Below are 18,034 nucleotides of genomic sequence, written 5' to 3' on the forward strand. Positions count from 1 at the left end.
CCTCCGCTCCCGACGCCCTACGCCGAGGGTGACCCGACCCGTGCCGGCCGGCGGACCCGGGCCGGCGGGGCGGGCAGAGCCCTGCGGTCGACCTTGCCGTTGGCGGTGGCGGGCAACTCGGGCAGCACCACGTGGCGCAGCGGCACCATGTGGTCGGGAAGCTGCTCGGCCAGGAACGCCCGCAGCTCCGCCTCGCTCACGTCGCCCGCGTCGGCGTGCCGCTCGGTCACCACGTACGCCACCAGGGTCGGGGCCGCACCCAGGTCGTCGCGGAGCAGCACCACGCTGTTCGCGACGAGCGGGTGACTGTTCAGCACCGACTCGATCTCGCCGAGTTCCACCCGCTGCCCACGGATCTTCACCTGCGTGTCGATGCGCCCGCCGTAGTTCAGGTACCCCTGTGGTGACCACCAGGCCAGGTCGCCGGTGCGGTACACCCGCTGGGGACGCCCGGCGACGTGCACGGTGCCGAACCGCTCGGCGGTCAGGTCGGGCCGTCCGGCGTACCCCCGGGCCAGGCAGTCGCCGCCGACCATCAGTTCCCCGGGTACGCCGAGCGGGGCCAGCGCACCGTCGTCGTTCAGCACGTATGCCGTGACGTTGGTGATGGGCCTGCCGATCGGGACGGTGGGGTCCGGTTCGGGTCGGCGACACGGCCAGGCGGTGACGTCGATGGCGGCCTCGGTGGGGCCGTACAGGTTGTCCACCCGCACCGTCGGCAGGGTGGCGGTGAGCTTGTTGACGAGCTTCGGCGGCAGGGCCTCCCCGCTACAGATCACCCGGCGCAGGGCTGCGCACGCGGCGACCCCGGGCTCCTCGACGAACAGGGCGAGCATCGACGGCACGAAGTGCACTGTGGTCACCGCCTCGCGGGCGATGACGGCGGCCATCTCCTGCGGGTCGCGGTGCGCCTGGGCCTCGGCCGTGACCAGCGTCGCGCCGGCCAGGAAGGCCCAGAGCAGTTCCCACACCGACACGTCGAAGGTGTACGGCGTCTTCTGCAGCACCACGTCGCCGGGCCCGATGCGGTACTCCTCCTGCATCCACGCCAGCCGGTTGGCCAGCGACAGATGGGTCATCTGCACACCCTTCGGCGTCCCGGTCGACCCGGAGGTGAAGATGACGTACGACAGCCCGTCCACCACCTCCTCCGGCGCGCGGTAGCCACGCCAGTCGACGGGCAAGGCGGGTAGGTCGGCACCGGCCAGTGGTCGCACCGGAACGGCCGGGGCTCCGCCGGTGCCGAGCGCGGCCCGTCCCTCCTCGTCGGCGAGCGCCAGCGCGGCGTCGGCGGTGGTGAGCATCAGGTCCAGCCGGGCCCTCGGATGGGACGGGTCCAGCGGCAGGTACGCCGCTCCGGCCAGCAGGACACCGAGCACCGCGACGACCATCTCCGGGCTCCGCTCGGTGCACAGGGCGACGACCGAGCCGGGGCCCACGCCCTCGGTGCGCAGTCGCCCGGCCAGCGCCGCTGCCTCGTCGAGCAGGTCCCGGTAGCTGCGGTCGCGTCCCCCGCCGCGCAGCGCGACGGCGTCCGGGGTGCGCTCCGCCTGCCGGCAGATCGCCTCGTGCACGGGTGTCCGGGGGGCGGGCGTCGGCGCGGGGTTGAAGCCGAGCAGCGTGGCCCGCTCCCGGGGACCGACGAGCGCCGCCTCGCGCACCGGGCGGTCGGGATGGTCGGTGAGCCATCCGCTCAGGGTGTCCAGTCGTTCCTGGAGGTGGGTGGGGTGCCAGTGGTCGCCGGCGAGCCAGACCGGCACCGGGCCCACCGTTCCCACCGCCCCGCCCCGAGGGCCGGGTGTCACCAGCACCACGTCCACCGGGGACAGCTCGGGTGACGGTGTCCGCGTCTGCGCGCGTACCTCTGTCAGTGTGGTGTCCGGGTGCACGCGCAGCGTGTGGTCGCCGTGCGGGCCGCGCACCGTTACCGACGTCGCGCCGGAGAGGCGGTGGGCGAGCACGGCCGCCACTGCTGCGGCGTGTGCCAGGTCGGTGTGGTCGGTCATGCGGTCACCAGCTCGGCCAGGACGCGCGGCGTGGGTCGCGCGGACAGTTTCTCCATCGGGATGCGGACGGCGAAGCGGCGCTGCACCTGGTTGACCATGCGGATGAACAGCAGGGACTCACCGCCGACGGTGAAGAAGTCGGTGTCCGGCCCGATGTCGGGCGAGCCGAGCAACCGGCCCCACAGCTCCACGATCTCGCCCACCACCGTGCTCTCCCCGGTAGCCGCGGGAGGCGGCAACGGTTCGGCGGTGTCCGGGGCCGGTGGCGGTGTCGCCTCCAGCCAGTGGCGGGTACGGGCGAACGGGTACGTGGGCAGCGCCACCCGTCGCGCCGGGGTGTCGCCGCGCACCGCCGACCAGTCCACCGCCACCCCGGCCGTCCACAGCCCGCCGAGTGCGGCGAGGACATCGGCGGCGTCGGCCCGCGGCGTCGGTCGCGGCTGTATGGCGAACCCGGGCACCCGCCGCCCCTGCGGTGTCTGCCGGGCCATGCCGGTCAGCGCGGTGCCGGGACCGACCTCGACGAGCACGGGGTCGGGCAGCTCCAGCGCGGTCAGTAGGGCGTCGTGGTAGCGCACCGGGCTGCGCAACTGTGCCGCCCAGTAGCCCTCGGCACGCGCCTGGCCGCTGCCGAGCAGCGCGCCGTCGACGCTGCTGACCACCGGGAGGGTGCGGGGTCGGTGGGGCACCCGGTCGGCCGCCACGCCGAGCAGCCGGGCCGCGTCGGTCATCATCCGGCTGTGGAACGCGCGCTGCGCGGGCAGCGCCCGACAGGGCACCCCGGCCGCGTCCAGGCGTTCGCGGAACGCGGCGAGCGGGGCCGGCGGTCCGGCCACGACGGTGACCTCCGGCGCGTTGCGGGCGGCGATGTCGAGGGCGTCCAGGCCCGCGAGGTGTTCCTCCACGGTGCGTGGCCCCGCCAGCACGACCAGCAGGTGACCCTCCGGGGCGTCCTGCATGAGCCGGCCCCGGGTGGCGACCAGGCGCAGCATGTCGTCGTCGGCCAGCTCACCGGCGAGCGCGGCGGCCGGGAACTCACCGACCGAGTGACCGATCATCGCCGCCGGACGGACGCCCCACGACAGCAGCAGCCGGCCGAGCGCCACCTCGTACAGGGCCAGGGCCGGCTGGGTGACGTCCGTGCGGTGCACGACACTGTGCGGGTCTTCGTCGACAAGGACGTCCCGCAGGTCCAGCCCGAGGACCGGGGCCAGCAGTTCCGCCCCGTGGTCGAGGTCGGCCCGCGCCGACGGGTAGTGGTCGTAGAGGCCCCGCGCCATGGCGGGGAACTCGGCGCCCTGCCCCGGGAACAGGAAGACCACCCGGGGTCGGCGGGCCGCCGCGCGCACCCGCGCCCGGCGCAGGCCGGCGAGCGCCGCCGGGACGTCCCGTGCGGCCACCGCCAACCGGTGCGGGAAGTGCCGGCGGTACGTCTGCGCCGTCACCGCGACGTCCCGCAGGGACAGGTCGGGGCGCTGCCGGACGTACTCATGCACCTGATCGGCGGCCTCGCGGACCGCCTCCGGGGTCCGCGCGGACAGCACGATCAGCTCGGCGGGGCCGTCGGCAGCCGATGGCTCCGGCGGGATCGGGCCGTCGGCCTCCTCCAGCACCACGTGCGCGTTGGTGCCACCCAGACCGAAGGCGCTGACCGCCGCGCGGCGCGGACCGTCGGCGGCCTCCCACCGACGGGCGACGGTGTCCACCATGAACGGTGTCGACCCGTCCAGCAGCTCGGGCCGGGCCTGCTTCAGGCCGGCGAGCGGCGGGATCTGCCGGAAGTGCAGGGCCAGCGCTGCCTTGATGAGACCGGCGACACCGGCGGCGGCGTCGAGGTGCCCGACATTGGCCTTGACCGAGCCGATCGAGCACTGTCGCTCGCCGCGACGGAAGACCTCGGTCAGCGCGGCCAGCTCGATGGCGTCGCCGACCTCGGTCGCAGTGCCGTGCGCCTCGAGGTAGCCCACGGTCGCCGGGTCGACGGCGGCGGCGGCGTACGCGCGGGTCAGCACGTCGATCTGCCCGGCGATGCCCGGCGCGGTGTAGCCGACCTTCATCCCACCGTCGTTGTTCACCGCCGACCCCTTGATCACCGCGTACACGGTGTCCCCGTCCCGGCGGGCGTCCGCGACGCGTTTGAGCACCACCAGGGCGACCCCGTTGCCGGGCACGGTGCCGTCGGCCGTGGCGTCGAAGGGCCGGCACGTGCCGTCCGGCGACATGATGCCCTTCGTCTCGTAGAGGTACCCGGCCTGCTGCGGCACGGCCACGCAGGCGCCACCGGCGAGCGCGACGTCCGAGTCGCCGCCGCGCAGGCTCTGGCAGGCCAGGTGCACCGCCACCAGCGACGTCGAGCAGGCGGTCTGCACGGTGATGGCGGGTCCGCCCAGGTCCAGCCGGTACGCGATCTTCGCGGCCAGGTGGTCCTTCTCGTTGCCCAGCACCACCGACAGCAGCCCCTGCGACTCGACCACCTCGGGCTGGGCGAACACGTGGTGCAGCGCGTAGTAGTTGAACCCGGCCCCGGCGAAGACGCCGACCCGACCAAACGGCCGCTCGGTGGCGAGCCCCGCCGACTCCAACGCGGCCCACGCCGTCTGCATCAGCAGCCGGTGCTGCGGGTCCATCGTCTCCGCCTCCCTCGGAGTGATGCCGAAGAAGGCCGCATCGAACAGGTCCGGGTCGGCCAGGACGCCGCGCGCCGGCACGTACGCCGGGTCGTCGAGCCGGTCGGCGGGCACCCCGGCGGCCAGCAGCTCGCCCCGGGTCAGCGCACTGACAGTGGTCTTCCCGGCGACCAGGTTCGACCAGTACTCCGAGACGTCGGCGGCGCCGGGGAACCGACCGGCCAGGCCGACGATCGCGATGTCGTCGTTCATGAGGGTGCCCCTGCTCTCTCGGTCTGTGCGTGCAGATGCCGGGCCAGCGTCTGGACGGTCGGGAATCGGTAGAGGTCGGTGAGCGGGATGGTCCGGCCGGCCAGCCGCTCCTGGAGCAGCCGGCGCACGATCGCCAGGCGCAGTGACTCACCGCCGACGTCGAAGAACGCCTCGTCGACGTCGAAGTCGTCGGTGCCCAACGCCTCCACCCAGGCGTCCGTCACCAGATCCTCGAACTCGGCCAGCGACGCCGAGCGCTGGGCGGGAACCCGGGCCGGCGGGTCCGCCGGCGCGGCCGAGGTCTCCGGCGGCGCTGCCGGTTGGGCCAGCGCTCCCAACGCCCGCAGGTCGACCTTGCCGTTGCGGTCCAGCGGGAACTCCGCCACCGTCACCCACTGCTGCGGCCGGGCGTAGGGGGCCAGGTCGGGTTCCACCGCGCGGCGCACGGCGGCCACGTCGAGGCCGTCCGGGTCGGGCTTGAGCGCCGCGCAGAGGCGTACGCCGGTCGTCGGGTCACCGGTGGGGAACACCACGGCGTCGCGGACGCCCGGCTGGGCCCGCAACCGGCGCTCGACGTCGACCGGCTCCACTCGGTGTCCGGCGATCTTCACCTGGCGGTCGTTGCGGCCCAGGAAGCGCAGCTGCCCGTCCGCGCCCCAGCGCACCAGGTCGCCGGTGCGGTAACGGCGTGCCCCGTCGTGTCGCACGAAGGAGGCGTCCGTCCTGGTCAGGTCGCCCAGGTACCCGTCGGCCAGGCCGGTGCCGCCGGCCAGCAGTTCACCCAAGGCGCCCGGTGGAACGAGGCGACCCGACGCGTCCACGACGGACAGGTCGGTGCCGTGCACCGGGCCGCCGATCGGCAGCGGGTCCGGGGTCGCGTCGGCGTGCTCGACGGAGTACGTGGTGGTGAAGGTGGTGTTCTCGGTGGGGCCGTAACCGTTTGTCAGGCGCAGGCCCCGGCAGGCCCGCAACACCTGGCGCACGTGCGGTGGTGACACCACTCCCCCGCCGGTGAACAGCTGCCGCAGCCCGACGAACGCGTCCGGACGGTGGTCGGCGACCAGGTGGAACACGCCCGAGGTGAGCCAGGCGTGGGTGACCCCGGCGGTGCGCAGGACGTCGGCCAGCCCGCGTGGCGTCGGGTCCTCCGGCGGGAAGACCACCACCGTGTCGCCGGTGGCCAGGGGCACCAGCAATTCCAGGGTGGACGCGTCGAACGCCAGCGGGGACAGCCGCAGCATCCGCATGCCCGGCCGGTCGACGAACATCCCCGGGTCGTCCGCGAGTCGCAGCACCGCCCGGTGCGGCACGACGACGCCCTTGGGCACCCCGGTCGAGCCCGAGGTGAAGGAGACGTACACGGTCCGCGCCGGATCCCTCGGCGCGGCCTCGACCGCACCGGCCCCGACCGGCGTTCCCGGCTCGACGAGTGGACAGTCGACGACTCCCGGCCAGGGCTCGCCCACACCGAGGCGGGCCCGCGCCGCGACGGTCGCCGCCAGATGGGTACGCCACTCGGCGGTGGCGTGCCGGTCGACCGCGACGTAGTGCGCGCCGAGCCGCAGCACACCCAGCACCGCGACCGCCTCGGCGGCCGAGCGGGGCACCTCCACCAGAACCGCGTCGCCGGCACGCACCCCGTGGCCGTGCAGGAGACGGGACTGCTCGACCGCGGCGTCGTGCAGCTCACGGTAGGTGAGCGTCAGCCCGGTGTGCGCGTCGACGAGCGCGGACCGCGCGCCCGCCGACTCCGCGTACGCCGCGAACCGGTGCCACACGTCGTCGGAGGTGTCGTACGTCTCGCCCGAGCCCAGCTCGCGCAACCGGGCGCGCTGACCCGCCGAGAGCGTGGTGACGTCCCGCACCGTCGCGTCCGGGTCGGCGGCCAGCTCCCGCACCGCCGCCTGGAACGACTCGACCAGTTCCCCGGCGTCGGCGGCGGTGAGCAGGGCTGTCGCGTACTCCAGCGCGAACCGGGGGCGATCCGACCACGACTGGAGGTAGAGCAGGGCGTCGAACACCGCGCCGCCGCAGTGGCTCTCGTGCACCCGCCAGGTACGGTCGCCCACCACCAGCTCGTCGGGCACCAGCTCGTGGTGGGCGGCGAAGCCGAGCTGGGCCAGCGGGTTCCGTCCCGGGTCGGTGCCGGCGCCCAGCGCGGAGACGACCTTCTCGAACGGCACGTCGGCGTCGGCGACCGCCGCGGCCAGGGCGTCGGCGATCCCGCGGACGAACTCCCGGACGGTGCTGTCGTCGGTCGCCGCGCAGCGGACCGGGACGACCCGGGTGCAGAGGCCCACCAGGCGGTCCATGCCCGCCTCGAACCGGCCCGCCGCCGGCACCCCGAGCACCAGGTCGTCCAGACCGGCGCGGCGGGACACTGTCAACGCCCAGGCTGCCAGGGCCACCGACGTGACGGTCACCCCGCACTCCCGGGCCAACCCGGTCGTCGCCTCCGCCGCCGTCTCGTCCAGGTGGAAGCGCAGTCGGGCGCCCCGCCCGTCGGCTTCGGCGACCGGCGGCAGGTCGGTGGGGAGCGTCACCGTCCACGGTGCCCCGTCCAGCCGCGCGGTGACCCGGGTCAAAGCGGACTCCAGCGCGCCGGACGACTCCTGCGCGGCGAGCCGGGTGCCGACCCAGTCCGGCGACGGGGCCGCCTCGGCCGGGCCGTCCCCGGCGTAGAACTCGGCGAACTCCCGTGCGAACAGTCCGACGCTCCAGCCGTCGCTGACCGTGTGGTGCACCAGCATGGTGAGCAGGTCGCGCCGGCCGGTTCGGGTCAGTACGAACACCACGGGTGGCTGCGCGAAGGGGCGCAGCAGACGCGCGGCGGCCGGGCCGTACAGGTCGTGCACGGCACGTACCGCGTCGTCGTCGGGCAGCGTCTGGTGCAGTAGACGCGGCTCGTAGGGCGCGGGCAGCACGATCCGGGCCTGGCGGGGGTCGCGCACGAAGTGTGTCCGCAGCGCCTCGTGCCGGGTGGTCAGCTCGCGCAGCGCCCACCGGACCCGGGCCGGGTCGAGGGGCCCGTCCGCCTCCACCGTGAACATCAGGTGGTACGGCGCGTCCCGCTCCAGCAGGTGCGCGGCCAGCATGGACCGCTGCCCCGGAAGCAACTCCCGCTCTGCCGGCCGCCGCGCGACGACGGGTGGCGCGGTGTCGACGAAGTCCACGGCGCCGGCGAGGGCCTGGGCCAGCGGCAGCGCCGACAGCAGGCGGGCGCTGTCCACGTCCGCCCGCAGCTCGCGCTGGCCCAGCGAGACCAGGGCGATGGCCTGGAGCGAGGTGCCGCCCAGAGCGACGAACGATTCGGTGGCGGCCGCCGCGCTCACCTGTTCGGGGGTGCCGCCGAGCACCCGCGCGGCGAGCGGCGCCCAGGCGGCGAGGTCGGGGGCGATCATCAGGCGGTCTCCGCCGCCGGACGCTCCAGCGGCACCTCGCTCGCGACCTTGCGCAGGTCGGCGAAGCGGGGGTTCTCCAGCACGTGGCCGAACATCACCGCGAGGTTGAGTTCCTGGCGGATCAGGGTGCTCAGCCGCAGCGCGCTGAGCGAATGGCCGCCGAGGTCGAAGAAGTCGTCGTCGTCGTCGACGGTGTCGACGCCGAGAACCTCCATCCACAGCTCCTCGAACTCGGCCACCCAGGTCCGGTCGTGTACGTCGCGCATCAGTGTCGCCTCTCTGTGGTCGGGTCGGCTCCGGGTGCGTCCAGGTAGTGCCGGGTGGCCGCGAAGGGGTAGGTGGGGGCGGGCAGCCGGCGGCGGCCGGTGTCGTGCACGGGATCCCAGGCGTCGGTGAGACCCAGCTGCCACAGCGCGCCGACGGTCGCCAGCAGTCGGGCGTGCCGGTTGGCGGGAAGCGGCGGCTGGTCGGCGTCCAGGTGCGGGGTGACGCTGGTGCCGACCTCGATCCAGAGCACCGGGTCGGGCACGTCGGGGGGCGGCGTCGACGTCGGGGGACGGAGGGCCGCGGCCCGCCAGAAGGCGCCGTCGTCGGGCCGCCCGTCGATGAGCAGGGGCAGAGCGGCGGGGTGCAGGCGTACCCCGGGGTCGTCGGTGTCGCGCAGCAGCGCCAGCGCGTCCGCGAGCGACATCACCCCGGCCACGACGGCGGCGGCCACCGCGCCGACACCGTCACCGGCCAGAGCGCGCGGGGTGACGCCCCGGCTGCGCAGCGACCGGGTCAGGCCGACGCAGGCCAGCAGCCGGTCGCCGCGTTCCCGGACCGAATCGTCCAGGTCGTGGCCACGCAGCAGCGCGACGCCCTCGTCGACGGTCCGCCGGTACACCGGGTCGGCGTCGTAGTTGGGTCGGTTGCCGGTCACCGCACCGGCCCCGGTGAGGTGCAGCGCCACCCCGCGCGCCCGAGCCGTCGCGTCGACCTTGCGCAGCCGGGCGACCCCGTCGGTCACGCCGGTCAGGACGGCGGCCCGCCAGGGCAGCTCGGCGCGGCCGGTCCGCAGTGTGTACGCGAGGTCGGCCAGGTCCCCGGGCGCGGTTCCCGCCGCGAACGCGGTGACCCGGTCCAGGCTCTCCTGCGCCACCGCGGCGGTCTTCGCAGAGACCAGGACGAGCTGCGGGACGTGTCGGCGGGGTCGGGCCGCGATTGGCGGGGCCTCCTCCAGCACTACGTGGGCGTTGGTGCCGCCGATGCCGAAGGCGCTCACCCCGGCGCGGCGTACGCCGTCGACAGGCGCCCAGGGTCGGGCGGTCGTCGGCAGCTCGAACACCGAGCCGTCCAGTCGGATCGCCGGGTTGGGCGTACGGAGGTGCGCGATCGGAGGAATCGTCCGGTGCGTCAGGGCCAGGACCGTCTTGATCATGCCGACCACCCCGGCGGCGGTGTCCAGGTGTCCGACGACCGACTTGACGGCGCCCAGCGCGCAGGGCGCCCGGTCGGGCCGGGCGGAGTCGAACACCTGCCGCAGCGCCGCCACCTCGATCGGGTCGCCGAGCGCGGTGCCGGTGCCGTGCGTCTCGACCAGGCCCACGGTGTCCGGGTCGACGTCGGCCACCTCCAACGCCGCCGCGATGACGGCGGCCTGACCGGTCGGACCGGGCGCGGTGAAGCCGGCCTTGCGGGCGCCGTCGTTGTTGACCGCGGAGCCACGGATCACCGCGTGCACGGTGTCGCCGTCGCGCAGCGCGTCGGTGAGGCGCTTGAGCACCACCACGCCCGCTCCGTCGCCCGGTACCGTCCCGTCGGCGGCGGCGTCGAAGGCGCGGCAGCGACCGTCGGCGGAGAAGATGCCGCCGGGCTCGTGCAGGTGTCCGCGCCGGGTCGGCGGGGCGACGGTGGCAGCGCCGGCCAGTGCCACGTCGGCGTCGTAGGTGAGCAGCGCCTGCGTCGCCTGGTGCACCGCGACGAGCGACGTCGAGCAGGCGGTCTGCACAGTCAGCGCCGGCCCCTGAAGGTTCAGCTTGTAGGCGATCCGGGTGGCGGCGAAGTCCTTGTCGCTGCCGATGATCACGCCCAGGCCACCGGCCGCCTCGACCGCGCGCTCGTTGGGCCACACGTTGTCCAGCAGGTAGACGTTGAGCCCGGTGCCGACGTACACCCCGACCCGGTTGCCGTCGGCGGCGACCGGCGGGTGGCCGGCGTGCTCCAGGGCCGCCCAGGCGCACTCCAGCAGAATCCGCTGCTGGGGGTCCATCAGGGCGCTGTCCGACGGTGAGTAGCTGAACAGCCGGTGGTCGAAGCGGTCCGCGTCGGTGAGCACCGCGCGGGCCGGCACGAAGCCCGACCGTTCCACCAGATCCTTGGGTACGCCCCAACCGACGAGCTGCTCGGGCGTGAAGACGCTGACGGCGTCGACGCCGTCGTGGACGTGTCGCCAGAACCGGTCCAGGTCGCGTTCGGCGCCGGGGACCCGGATGGCCATGCCGACCACCGCCACCGCGGCGCTGTCGTCCAGCTCAGCCACGGCCGGCTCGCACGCTGCGCCGCCGGTCGGCCAGCAGGGCGCGGCCCTGGCGGCGCTGCGCCGTGTTGGGGTCCGCGACGACGGGCGCGGTGTGCTGGAGCGCCGCCGCGCAGCCGGCGATCGTGCCGCAGCGGAAGAGGTCGGTCACCGAGACGTCCAGACCCTCCTCGGACATCCGCTGCTGGAGCGCGATCAGCGCGAAACTGTGGCCGCCCAGGTCGAAGAAGTTGTCGTGCAGCCCGACGTCGGGCCGCCGCAGCACCTCGACCCAGCAGGCCCGGATCCGTTCCTCCAACCCGGTGCCGACCACTGAGGCCGGTGGCCGCGACGGCGCGGTGACCGTCCGTGCCGCCCGGCTGTCGGCCAGCAGGCGGGGAAGGTCCACCTTGCCGTGCGCGGTGAGCGGGATGGTCGCCACGGTCAGGATCCGCGACGGCACCATGTACGCCGGCAGTGTTTCGCGCAGGTGCGCCCGCAGGTCGTGCTCGGCGTCCGGGCCGATCCCGTGGACCACGAACGCGACGAGTTCGTCGTCCTCGGCGGCCACGGCACACGACTGCACCGCGGCGTGGGTGAGCAGGGCGCCCTCCACCTCGGCCAGCTCGACGCGGTAGCCGCGCACCTGCACCTGCGTGTCGTTGCGGCCGAGGTACACCATGCTCCCGTCGAGACCCCACTTCACCACGTCGCCGGTGCGGTACATGACCCCGCCGCCGTACGGGTCGGGCGGGAACCGCGCCTCGGTCAGCTCCCGGTTGTCCAGGTAGCCGTGCGCCACGAGCGCGCCGCCGCAGTACAGCTCGCCGGGCACGTTGAGGCCGGTCGGCCGCAGGTCCTCGTCGAGGACGTAGCAGCGCGCCGACGGCAACGGCACGCCGATGGCACCCTCGGGGACCCGGGGCACGTCGGCGGCCGACGCCTGGAAGATCGTGACGTGGATGGTGCCCTCGGTGATGCCGTACATGTTGACGAACACCGTTTGCAGACCCGGCGCGTCGGCGATCAGCGACGCCAGCCGCGACCAGCTCAGCGCCTCGCCGCCAAGGACGACGTAGCGGATGCGGGAGGTCTCGTCCTCCTCGAGCGCCCGCAGGTACGGCGGCAGCAACCGGTAGAGCGCGCCCGGGGTCTGGAACAGCACGGTGACGGCCTCGCGACGCACCAGCCGGGCCAGCCGTTCCCGGTCCACCAGGTCGACCCGCTCGGCGATGACCAGCCGGGCGCCGGTGGTCAGCGCGCCCCACATCTCCCACACCGACGCGTCGAACGAGAACGAGCTGGCCGCCAGCCACACGTCGGCGGCCGTGACGTCCAGGCCCGCCGGGGTCGGGCTGTTCAGCGCGTCCAGGCCGCCGTGCCCGACCAGGACCCCCTTGGGTACGCCGGTCGAGCCGGAGGTGTAGATGACGTACGCCGGGTCGTCCGGCCCCGGGAAGGTCTCCTCGATCACGGAGATTCCGTCGAGGGTGTGCGCGTCGGCCAGGGGCGTCCCGCTGTCGCGGGTGAGCGCCGCGGCCGCCTCTGCGGTCTCCGGGTCCACCACGAGCACCGCCATCCCGGCGTTCGCGGCGATCAGTTCGAGGCGCTGGCGCGGATAGTCCGGGTCCAGCGGCACGTAGACGCCGCCGAGCTTCCACACGCCCAGGATCGCCGCGACGACCGCCGGTGAACGGCCGAGCAGCAGCCCCACCCGGACGCCGGGGCGGACACCGCGGTCGGCCAGGCCCGCCGCGATCCGCCCGGCCCACCGGTCCAGCTCGGCGTAGGTGATCTCGACGTCCCGGTGGCGTACGGCCACCGCGTCCGGGGTCGCCGCCACGTGGTCGGCGAAGCGACGCAGCACCGACGGGTGCGTAACCGGCGCCGACGCGAGCGGCGGGTTCACCCCCTCGGTGAGCTGCGCCCGCTCGGCCTCGTCCACCATGGACGGCTCCCGCTGCTCCTCGTCGACGATCGACCGCAGGAACGTCAGGTAGTGCGTGAGCAGCGTGCCGACGGTCTCCGCCCTGAACAGCTCGGTGCTGTACTCGGCGCGCAGGAACGGCACGTCGGTGGAGACGTCGAGGGTCAGGCCCAGGTCGAACTTGGTGACGTCGATCTCGACGTCGACCTCGGTCAGCCGTACCCCGGCGAACTCGGGGAACGCGAACGGGAAGTTCTGCACCGTCAGCGAGGTCTGGAACAGTGGCGCGTGGCTGAGCTGCCGCTCCCCCACGGTGGCCCGCACGATCTGCTCGAACGGCACGTCCTGATTGGCGAAGGCCGCCATGCTGGTCCGTCGTGCCCGGTCCACCAGCTCGGTGAAGCTCGGCCGGCCGGACACGTCGAGCCGGATCGGCAGCGTGTTGACCAGACAGCCGACCAGGCGCTCCTCGGCGTCATCCATCCGGTTCGCCACCGGAACGCCGACCACCACCTCGTCCTGGCGCGCGTACCGGGACAGCACCGAGGCGTACGCGGCGAGCGTCACCGCGAACAGCGTCACGCCCCGCGCCCGCCCCCACTCCCCCAGCCGCCGCACCAGTTCCGGCTCGACCGGGCGGCGCAGCACCGCGCCGGTGGTGCCGAGCACGCTCGGGCGGGGGAAGTCGGTGGGCAGCGCCAGTTGCGGCACGTCGACCAGCGCCGCACGCCAAAAGTCGAGGCCCGAGCTGTCCCGTCGCCACGTCTCGTGCTGCCGTTCGGCGTACGCCAGGTAGGACTCGGCGGGCTCCTCGTAGGCGGCCACCGACCCGTCGACAGCGGCGTCGTACTCGGCGGCCAGGTCGCGCAGGAGCAGACCCACCGACCACCCGTCGCAGGCGATGTGGTGCACGAGCACCGCGAGGCCGTGCTCGTCCGGGCCCCAGGAGCGCAGGTAGGCCCGCACCACCGGCCCGTTGGCGAGGTCGAAGGGCTGCCGAGCCTGCTCGGCGACGAGCGTCCGCAGGTGGGCCTCCTGGGTGGCGCGATCGACCCACCCGTCGGCGGTGATGTCGACGTCCACAGCGGGCGTCGACGACACCCGCTGGGTGAGGACACCGTCGACCACCGCGAACGTGGTGCGCAGCGCGTCGTGCCGGGCGACCACCCGGGTCAGGGCCGCGCGAAGGGCCTCGGGTCGCAGCGCACCGCGCAGGTGCACCGCGAAGGCCACCACGTACGCCGGGTTTCCGGGCTGGAGCTGATCGAGGAAATAGAGGCGTTCCTGGGCGAAGGAAGCACGACCGGTACGAACCATGCACCGATCGTGCGGCCCGGCACGTCCCGCGCGGCAGAGCACGTTCTCCTGCCCCACCAGGAAAAGCTCCCGGTCGCGTCGGCGACACGTCGCCTCGGTCCCCGGGCACGGCGCGGCCCCGGCCCGACGCGGGTTGCCGTCAGACCGGGGCGGTGGTCGGCCGGTCAGTACTCGCCGCGCCCGAAGGCCGCCAGCTCGGCGGAGTGCAAGGGATTGCTGACGTACGTGGCGCCGATCGGGGCCGTCACCCGGCACCAGGCGTCGAGCCGGCCCACGTCGATGCCGGCGGCGCTCGCCAGCTCGTCGCGGCGGCGCACCATCTCCGCGCGGTCCAGACCCTCCAGCACGTAGTCCACGGCGTCGAAGCAGGGGTCACCGGCGCACGCCATCGGGTCGATCGCCACCAGGCCCCTGCCTCCGCCATTGAGCACGTTGCCGAGGTGCAGGTCCCCGTGCAGCAGCACGGTGTCGGTGGGCACCGCGAAAAGGTCGTCACGCAGCCGCTTGGACCCGCTCAGGTCGGCACCCCGGCGCGTCGCCGAGTTGAACAGCACGTCGATCCAGTCCGCCAGTTGACGGGGAGCGGCAGCCGGGTCGCCCGCGCCGTGCAGATCGGTGAGGAAGGCGGCGTACTCCCGCGGTGAGGGCGGCTGCGGCATCTTCTCCACGAGGGTGCCGGGGTGGATCGCTTCGAGCAGGACGGCGCCCTTGGCCGACTCCCGCACCGCCGGCACCCGTCCGCTGGAGGCGAACTGGCGCAGCATGTCTACCTCCTCCCGCACGGCGTAGCTGTCCGGGGACAGCTTGAGCACCGCGTCGCCGAGCGGGCCCACGCACCGGAACACCACCGAGGAGTTGCCGGACTTGAGCGGGTCACCGAGAGTTAACTCCCACTGCTCGACGAGGTCGTCGAGCCGCTGGCGCAGCGTGCCCACCCAGCGGTGCGCGGCCCGGCCGAACCGTGGCTCCAGTCGGTTGGCGATCGCGTCCAGGTCCAGGCTCATCCCGCTCACCCCCGCACCGACCGCGTGCCGGCGTACGCGGCCGCGCCCGGCGCCACGACACCACGCCTGCCGGTCAGCAGAACGCTGCCACCACGCACCACTGGTGAATGGGAGCCGGGCGGCCCGGGGCGCCCCAACCGCGCCCGGCGGGCGACCTCGATCGCCTCGTACCGGTCAGAAACGTTCAATTTGCTGAAGATGATGGAAATATGATTGCTGACCGTTTTCGGGGACAGATTCAGCTTCGCGGCGATCGCCACGTTGCGCATACCCGAGGCAATCAATTCCAGCACCTCCCGCTCGCGGGCTGTCAGCTCCGGGAAGAGCTGCTGATTGCGGGGCTCCAGGCTCAGTTGCCCGATGAGCTTGTCGGCCACCCGGGGGCCGAGGATGACCTCACCCGTCGCGAGGCCCCGGATCGTCCGGACGATGCCGTCGCCCGGGCAGCTCTTGAGCACGTAGCCCCGGGCGCCCGCCCACATGGCCGCGAGTATCGCGTGTTCGTCCTCGACCGCGGTGAAGACCAGCACCGCTGTCGAGGGCGACACCCGGTTGATCTCCTGGATCGTCACCCCCGCCTGGAACCCCGGCAGCTCGACGTCGAGAACGAGCACGTCGGGACGTGTGGCGGTGGCCAGCGCCAACGCCTCCCGCGCGGACGCCGCCTCACCTGTCACGGCGACCTCAGCCGACGGCGACAGCAGGGCGTGCAGGCCCCTGCGCACCACCGGCTGAGCGTCGGCCAGGACCACCGTCACCGCGTCGGGTTGTGTCTCCGCCGCGACTTCCTCCGGACACCGCCTCATGTTCCGAGTCAGTTCCGAGACCGAGCCAACGCTGACCATCTATCCACCTCACCCCGTCCGAACGGCCCGCGGTGTCTTAGTCGCGCGGGGAAACGCCGCGGTAGCGCCGACCCCGCGTCGTGATGAACATCTACTCACGGCCAACAGAACAACACAAGAAGTGATCCCGGGAACGGGCTCGGTCAGCCTTTTGACGCATCGAAAAACCGAACCAGACTTTCCATCTTGGCCCTGACGAAGCCGTCCACAGCGGACCTTTCACAGACGGTCGACGTGCCGCCGGCCCCGGGAGTCCACGGGAGAATTTCCCGGCCGATCCGGGACGTCGTCCCGTACGCACTACACCTGTCGCCCTGTCCGCCGGACACCGCCGTCGCCAGGATTGACCCATGCCCTTGTCACGAGTGACGGACGTTGTCGCCGGCCTGGTACCGACCGACCCGCTCCGCAGGAAGCTGATCGCGATCCGACTGGCCGAATCCATCGGCAAGGGAGTCTTCCTCAGCGGCAGCATCGTCTACTTCACGCTGCGTGTCGGACTCGACGCCCGGCAGGTGGGCCTGGGCCTGTCGGCCGCCGGCCTGTCCGCCTTCCTCTCCTCGGTCCTGTTCGGTGTGATCGCCGACCGGGTGGGCGCCCGCCGCCTGCTCGTCATCCTGTTCGCCGCGCTGGCGGTCGGATTCGGGCTCTACAGCCTCGTCGACAGCGCGACCGCCTTCTTCGCGCTGGTGGTCACCGTCGGCTTCCTCGAGTACGGCACCGGCCCGACCAACGGGGCCCTCATCGGCAACCTCGTGCCCGCCGAGGAGCGGGTGAAGCTCAAGGCCATGATGCGGTCGGTGTTCAACATTGGATTCAGCATCGGTATCGGCGTGGCGGCCGTCGCCGCCCTCAGCCAACGGCTGCTCGTGCTGATCCCCCTCACCACTGCCGCGTTGATGGCCGGCGCCGCGCTCCTCGTCACCCGCCTGCCCGACGTGCCGCCGCGTCCCGCACCGGTGGGCTTCAGGCGTTTCGCCGCAGTCCGCGACCCACGCTTCCTCGCGGTGATCGGCGTCTCGACGATCCTCGCCTCGCACGTCAGCATCATCCTGGTGACGATGCCGCTCTGGGCGCTCAACCGCACCGACCTGCCGCACTTCCTGATTCCTCTGCTGCTGATCGTCAACACCGCGTTCGTCATCCTGTTCCAGGTACGGGCCAGCCGGGGCGCGGACACCGTGCACGGCGCCGGTCGGCTCGCCCGGCGCTCCGGCTACTGGCTGGCCGGCGGCTGCGCGGTCCTGGCGGTGACCGCGCTCGACGACAACGTGGTCCTGGCGTCCGTGGCGATCGTCGCCGCCGTGCTGATCCTCTCCGTGGCCGAGGTGATGCAGGCCGCCTCCGGTTGGGGGCTCGCGTTCGGCCTCGCCCCCGAGCACGCTCAGGGCGAGTACCTGGGGGCGTTCGACCTGCACGTGATCACGCAGAACATCATCGGCCCGGCGGCGCTCTCCGGCCTGGTCATCGCCTTCGGCTTCTGGGGATGGCTGGGCATCGCCGTCGCCGCGCTCGTCGCCTCGGCGCTGATCATTCCGGCCGCCAACCACAGCGCTGTCACGCTGGTCCGCGAGACGGCCCCGGCCTCCACGACCTGAGAGGGTGGTTCGGGAGGTGCCGTTCGGTGTGAAGAGCCCGGCGAGGTCCTGCCAACGGTGATGGTCGGCGTAGCGGACGTACCGGGCCATGACGCCCGACACCTGCGGCTCGCGCCCGAGCAGGAGGGCACCTCACCGCGCACCAGCACGTCCGCAACCCGTTTGCCGGTCGACGAGCGGGCCCCCAGAAGCCGGCCCGGTCGGAGACAGTCGCGAGCCGGTCCTTGAGAGCCTTGTGCTTGTCCGACTCGACGCCGGGTGGTCCCTCGCGGCGGAGCGGTTGAGGTGTACGGCCTGGCGAAGCCCCGGTCCCGTCCGGACTCCCCTGCATCCCCCCGTTCACCTTCGTCGCCGGTATCGGGCCGGCCCTGATCTTCGTTCGCGCCCGGTCACGAACGACCGCGCGCGGGCCGCCGTGTGATGCAGTCCGGGACAAGGCCACCTCGGCTTTCGCCCGAGCGCTGGCCCATGGCGGGAGGAGTTGCCGGAGTAGCCCTCTACACGGATCGGATCCAGGTAACGGACCGGGACGCGATCGTGCACCGTGATTGTGCTGGTGC

Annotated in this window: 9 protein-coding genes and 1 pseudogene; 1 reads left to right on the forward strand and 9 read right to left on the reverse strand. The window is 73.3% G+C overall.

All coding sequences use genetic code 11. The features are described from left to right. Positions 1 to 17 precede the first annotated feature (17 nt). From AB0C03_RS27890 to AB0C03_RS27925, 8 genes are all read right to left on the reverse strand, one after another. Positions 18 to 2,006 carry an amino acid adenylation domain-containing protein gene (locus AB0C03_RS27890; RefSeq protein WP_357639891.1) on the reverse strand — a complete coding sequence of 663 codons (1,989 nt, stop codon included), beginning with the start codon at positions 2,004 to 2,006 and terminating at the stop codon, positions 18 to 20. Further along, positions 2,003 to 4,885 carry a type I polyketide synthase gene (locus AB0C03_RS27895; protein ID WP_357639893.1) on the reverse strand — a complete coding sequence of 961 codons (2,883 nt, stop codon included), beginning with the start codon at positions 4,883 to 4,885 and terminating at the stop codon, positions 2,003 to 2,005. Before AB0C03_RS27895 ends, AB0C03_RS27890 begins: the two co-directional genes overlap by 4 nt. Further along, positions 4,882 to 8,286 (reverse strand): non-ribosomal peptide synthetase, encoded by a 3,405-nt coding sequence (locus AB0C03_RS27900; protein WP_357639896.1) that lies wholly within the window; start codon positions 8,284 to 8,286, stop codon positions 4,882 to 4,884. Before AB0C03_RS27900 ends, AB0C03_RS27895 begins: the two co-directional genes overlap by 4 nt. Further along, a complete protein-coding gene (locus AB0C03_RS27905) occupies positions 8,286 to 8,552 on the reverse strand; it encodes a phosphopantetheine-binding protein (protein WP_030330983.1) in 267 nt (88 codons plus the stop codon). The genes AB0C03_RS27900 and AB0C03_RS27905 overlap by 1 nt, the downstream gene beginning before the upstream one ends. Next, a complete protein-coding gene (locus tag AB0C03_RS27910) occupies positions 8,552 to 10,807 on the reverse strand; it encodes a beta-ketoacyl synthase N-terminal-like domain-containing protein (RefSeq protein WP_357639900.1) in 2,256 nt (751 codons plus the stop codon). Before AB0C03_RS27910 ends, AB0C03_RS27905 begins: the two co-directional genes overlap by 1 nt. Further along, a complete protein-coding gene (locus AB0C03_RS27915; protein WP_357639904.1) occupies positions 10,800 to 14,027 on the reverse strand; it encodes a non-ribosomal peptide synthetase in 3,228 nt (1,075 codons plus the stop codon). The genes AB0C03_RS27910 and AB0C03_RS27915 overlap by 8 nt, the downstream gene beginning before the upstream one ends. A gap of 164 nt (positions 14,028 to 14,191) precedes the next feature. Next, on the reverse strand, positions 14,192 to 15,031 hold the full coding sequence (locus AB0C03_RS27920; protein ID WP_357639907.1) for an aminoglycoside phosphotransferase family protein: 840 nt from the start codon (positions 15,029 to 15,031) through the stop codon (positions 14,192 to 14,194). 5 nt (positions 15,032 to 15,036) lie between these two features. Continuing rightward, the gene (locus AB0C03_RS27925; protein WP_357639910.1) at positions 15,037 to 15,837 is read right to left on the reverse strand and encodes a LuxR C-terminal-related transcriptional regulator; all 801 of its coding nucleotides are present in this window, start codon (positions 15,835 to 15,837) and stop codon (positions 15,037 to 15,039) included. Positions 15,838 to 16,226: 389 nt separating this feature from the next. On the opposite strand from AB0C03_RS27925, the gene AB0C03_RS27930 reads away from it, so the two are divergent. Further along, positions 16,227 to 17,474: an MFS transporter gene (locus tag AB0C03_RS27930; protein ID WP_210858771.1), complete on the forward strand. Its 1,248-nt coding sequence runs from the start codon at positions 16,227 to 16,229 to the stop codon at positions 17,472 to 17,474. A gap of 9 nt (positions 17,475 to 17,483) precedes the next feature. On the opposite strand, the pseudogene AB0C03_RS27935 reads toward AB0C03_RS27930, so the two are convergent. Then, positions 17,484 to 17,564: pseudogene (locus tag AB0C03_RS27935) on the reverse strand (nuclear transport factor 2 family protein); the annotation flags it as partial. Positions 17,565 to 18,034: the final 470 nt, after the last annotated feature.

The sequence above is a fragment of the Micromonospora parva genome (genome assembly GCF_040649675.1).
GTDB classification, from domain to species: Bacteria; Actinomycetota; Actinomycetes; order Mycobacteriales; family Micromonosporaceae; genus Micromonospora; species Micromonospora parva.

Bases quoted from the DNA above. Each gene is read 5' to 3' on its own strand.
- AB0C03_RS27900 (WP_357639896.1), bottom strand. From the start codon at position 8,286: ATGATCGCCCCCGACCTCGCCGCCTGGGCGCCGCTCGCCGCGCGGGTG.
- AB0C03_RS27930 (WP_210858771.1), top strand. From the start codon at position 16,227: ATGCCCTTGTCACGAGTGACGGACGTTGTCGCCGGCCTGGTACCGACC.
- AB0C03_RS27890 (WP_357639891.1), bottom strand. From the start codon at position 2,006: ATGACCGACCACACCGACCTGGCACACGCCGCAGCAGTGGCGGCCGTG.
- AB0C03_RS27920 (WP_357639907.1), bottom strand. From the start codon at position 15,031: ATGAGCCTGGACCTGGACGCGATCGCCAACCGACTGGAGCCACGGTTC.
- AB0C03_RS27915 (WP_357639904.1), bottom strand. From the start codon at position 14,027: ATGGTTCGTACCGGTCGTGCTTCCTTCGCCCAGGAACGCCTCTATTTC.
- AB0C03_RS27925 (WP_357639910.1), bottom strand. From the start codon at position 15,837: ATGAGGCGGTGTCCGGAGGAAGTCGCGGCGGAGACACAACCCGACGCG.
- AB0C03_RS27905 (WP_030330983.1), bottom strand. From the start codon at position 8,552: ATGCGCGACGTACACGACCGGACCTGGGTGGCCGAGTTCGAGGAGCTG.
- AB0C03_RS27895 (WP_357639893.1), bottom strand. From the start codon at position 4,885: ATGAACGACGACATCGCGATCGTCGGCCTGGCCGGTCGGTTCCCCGGC.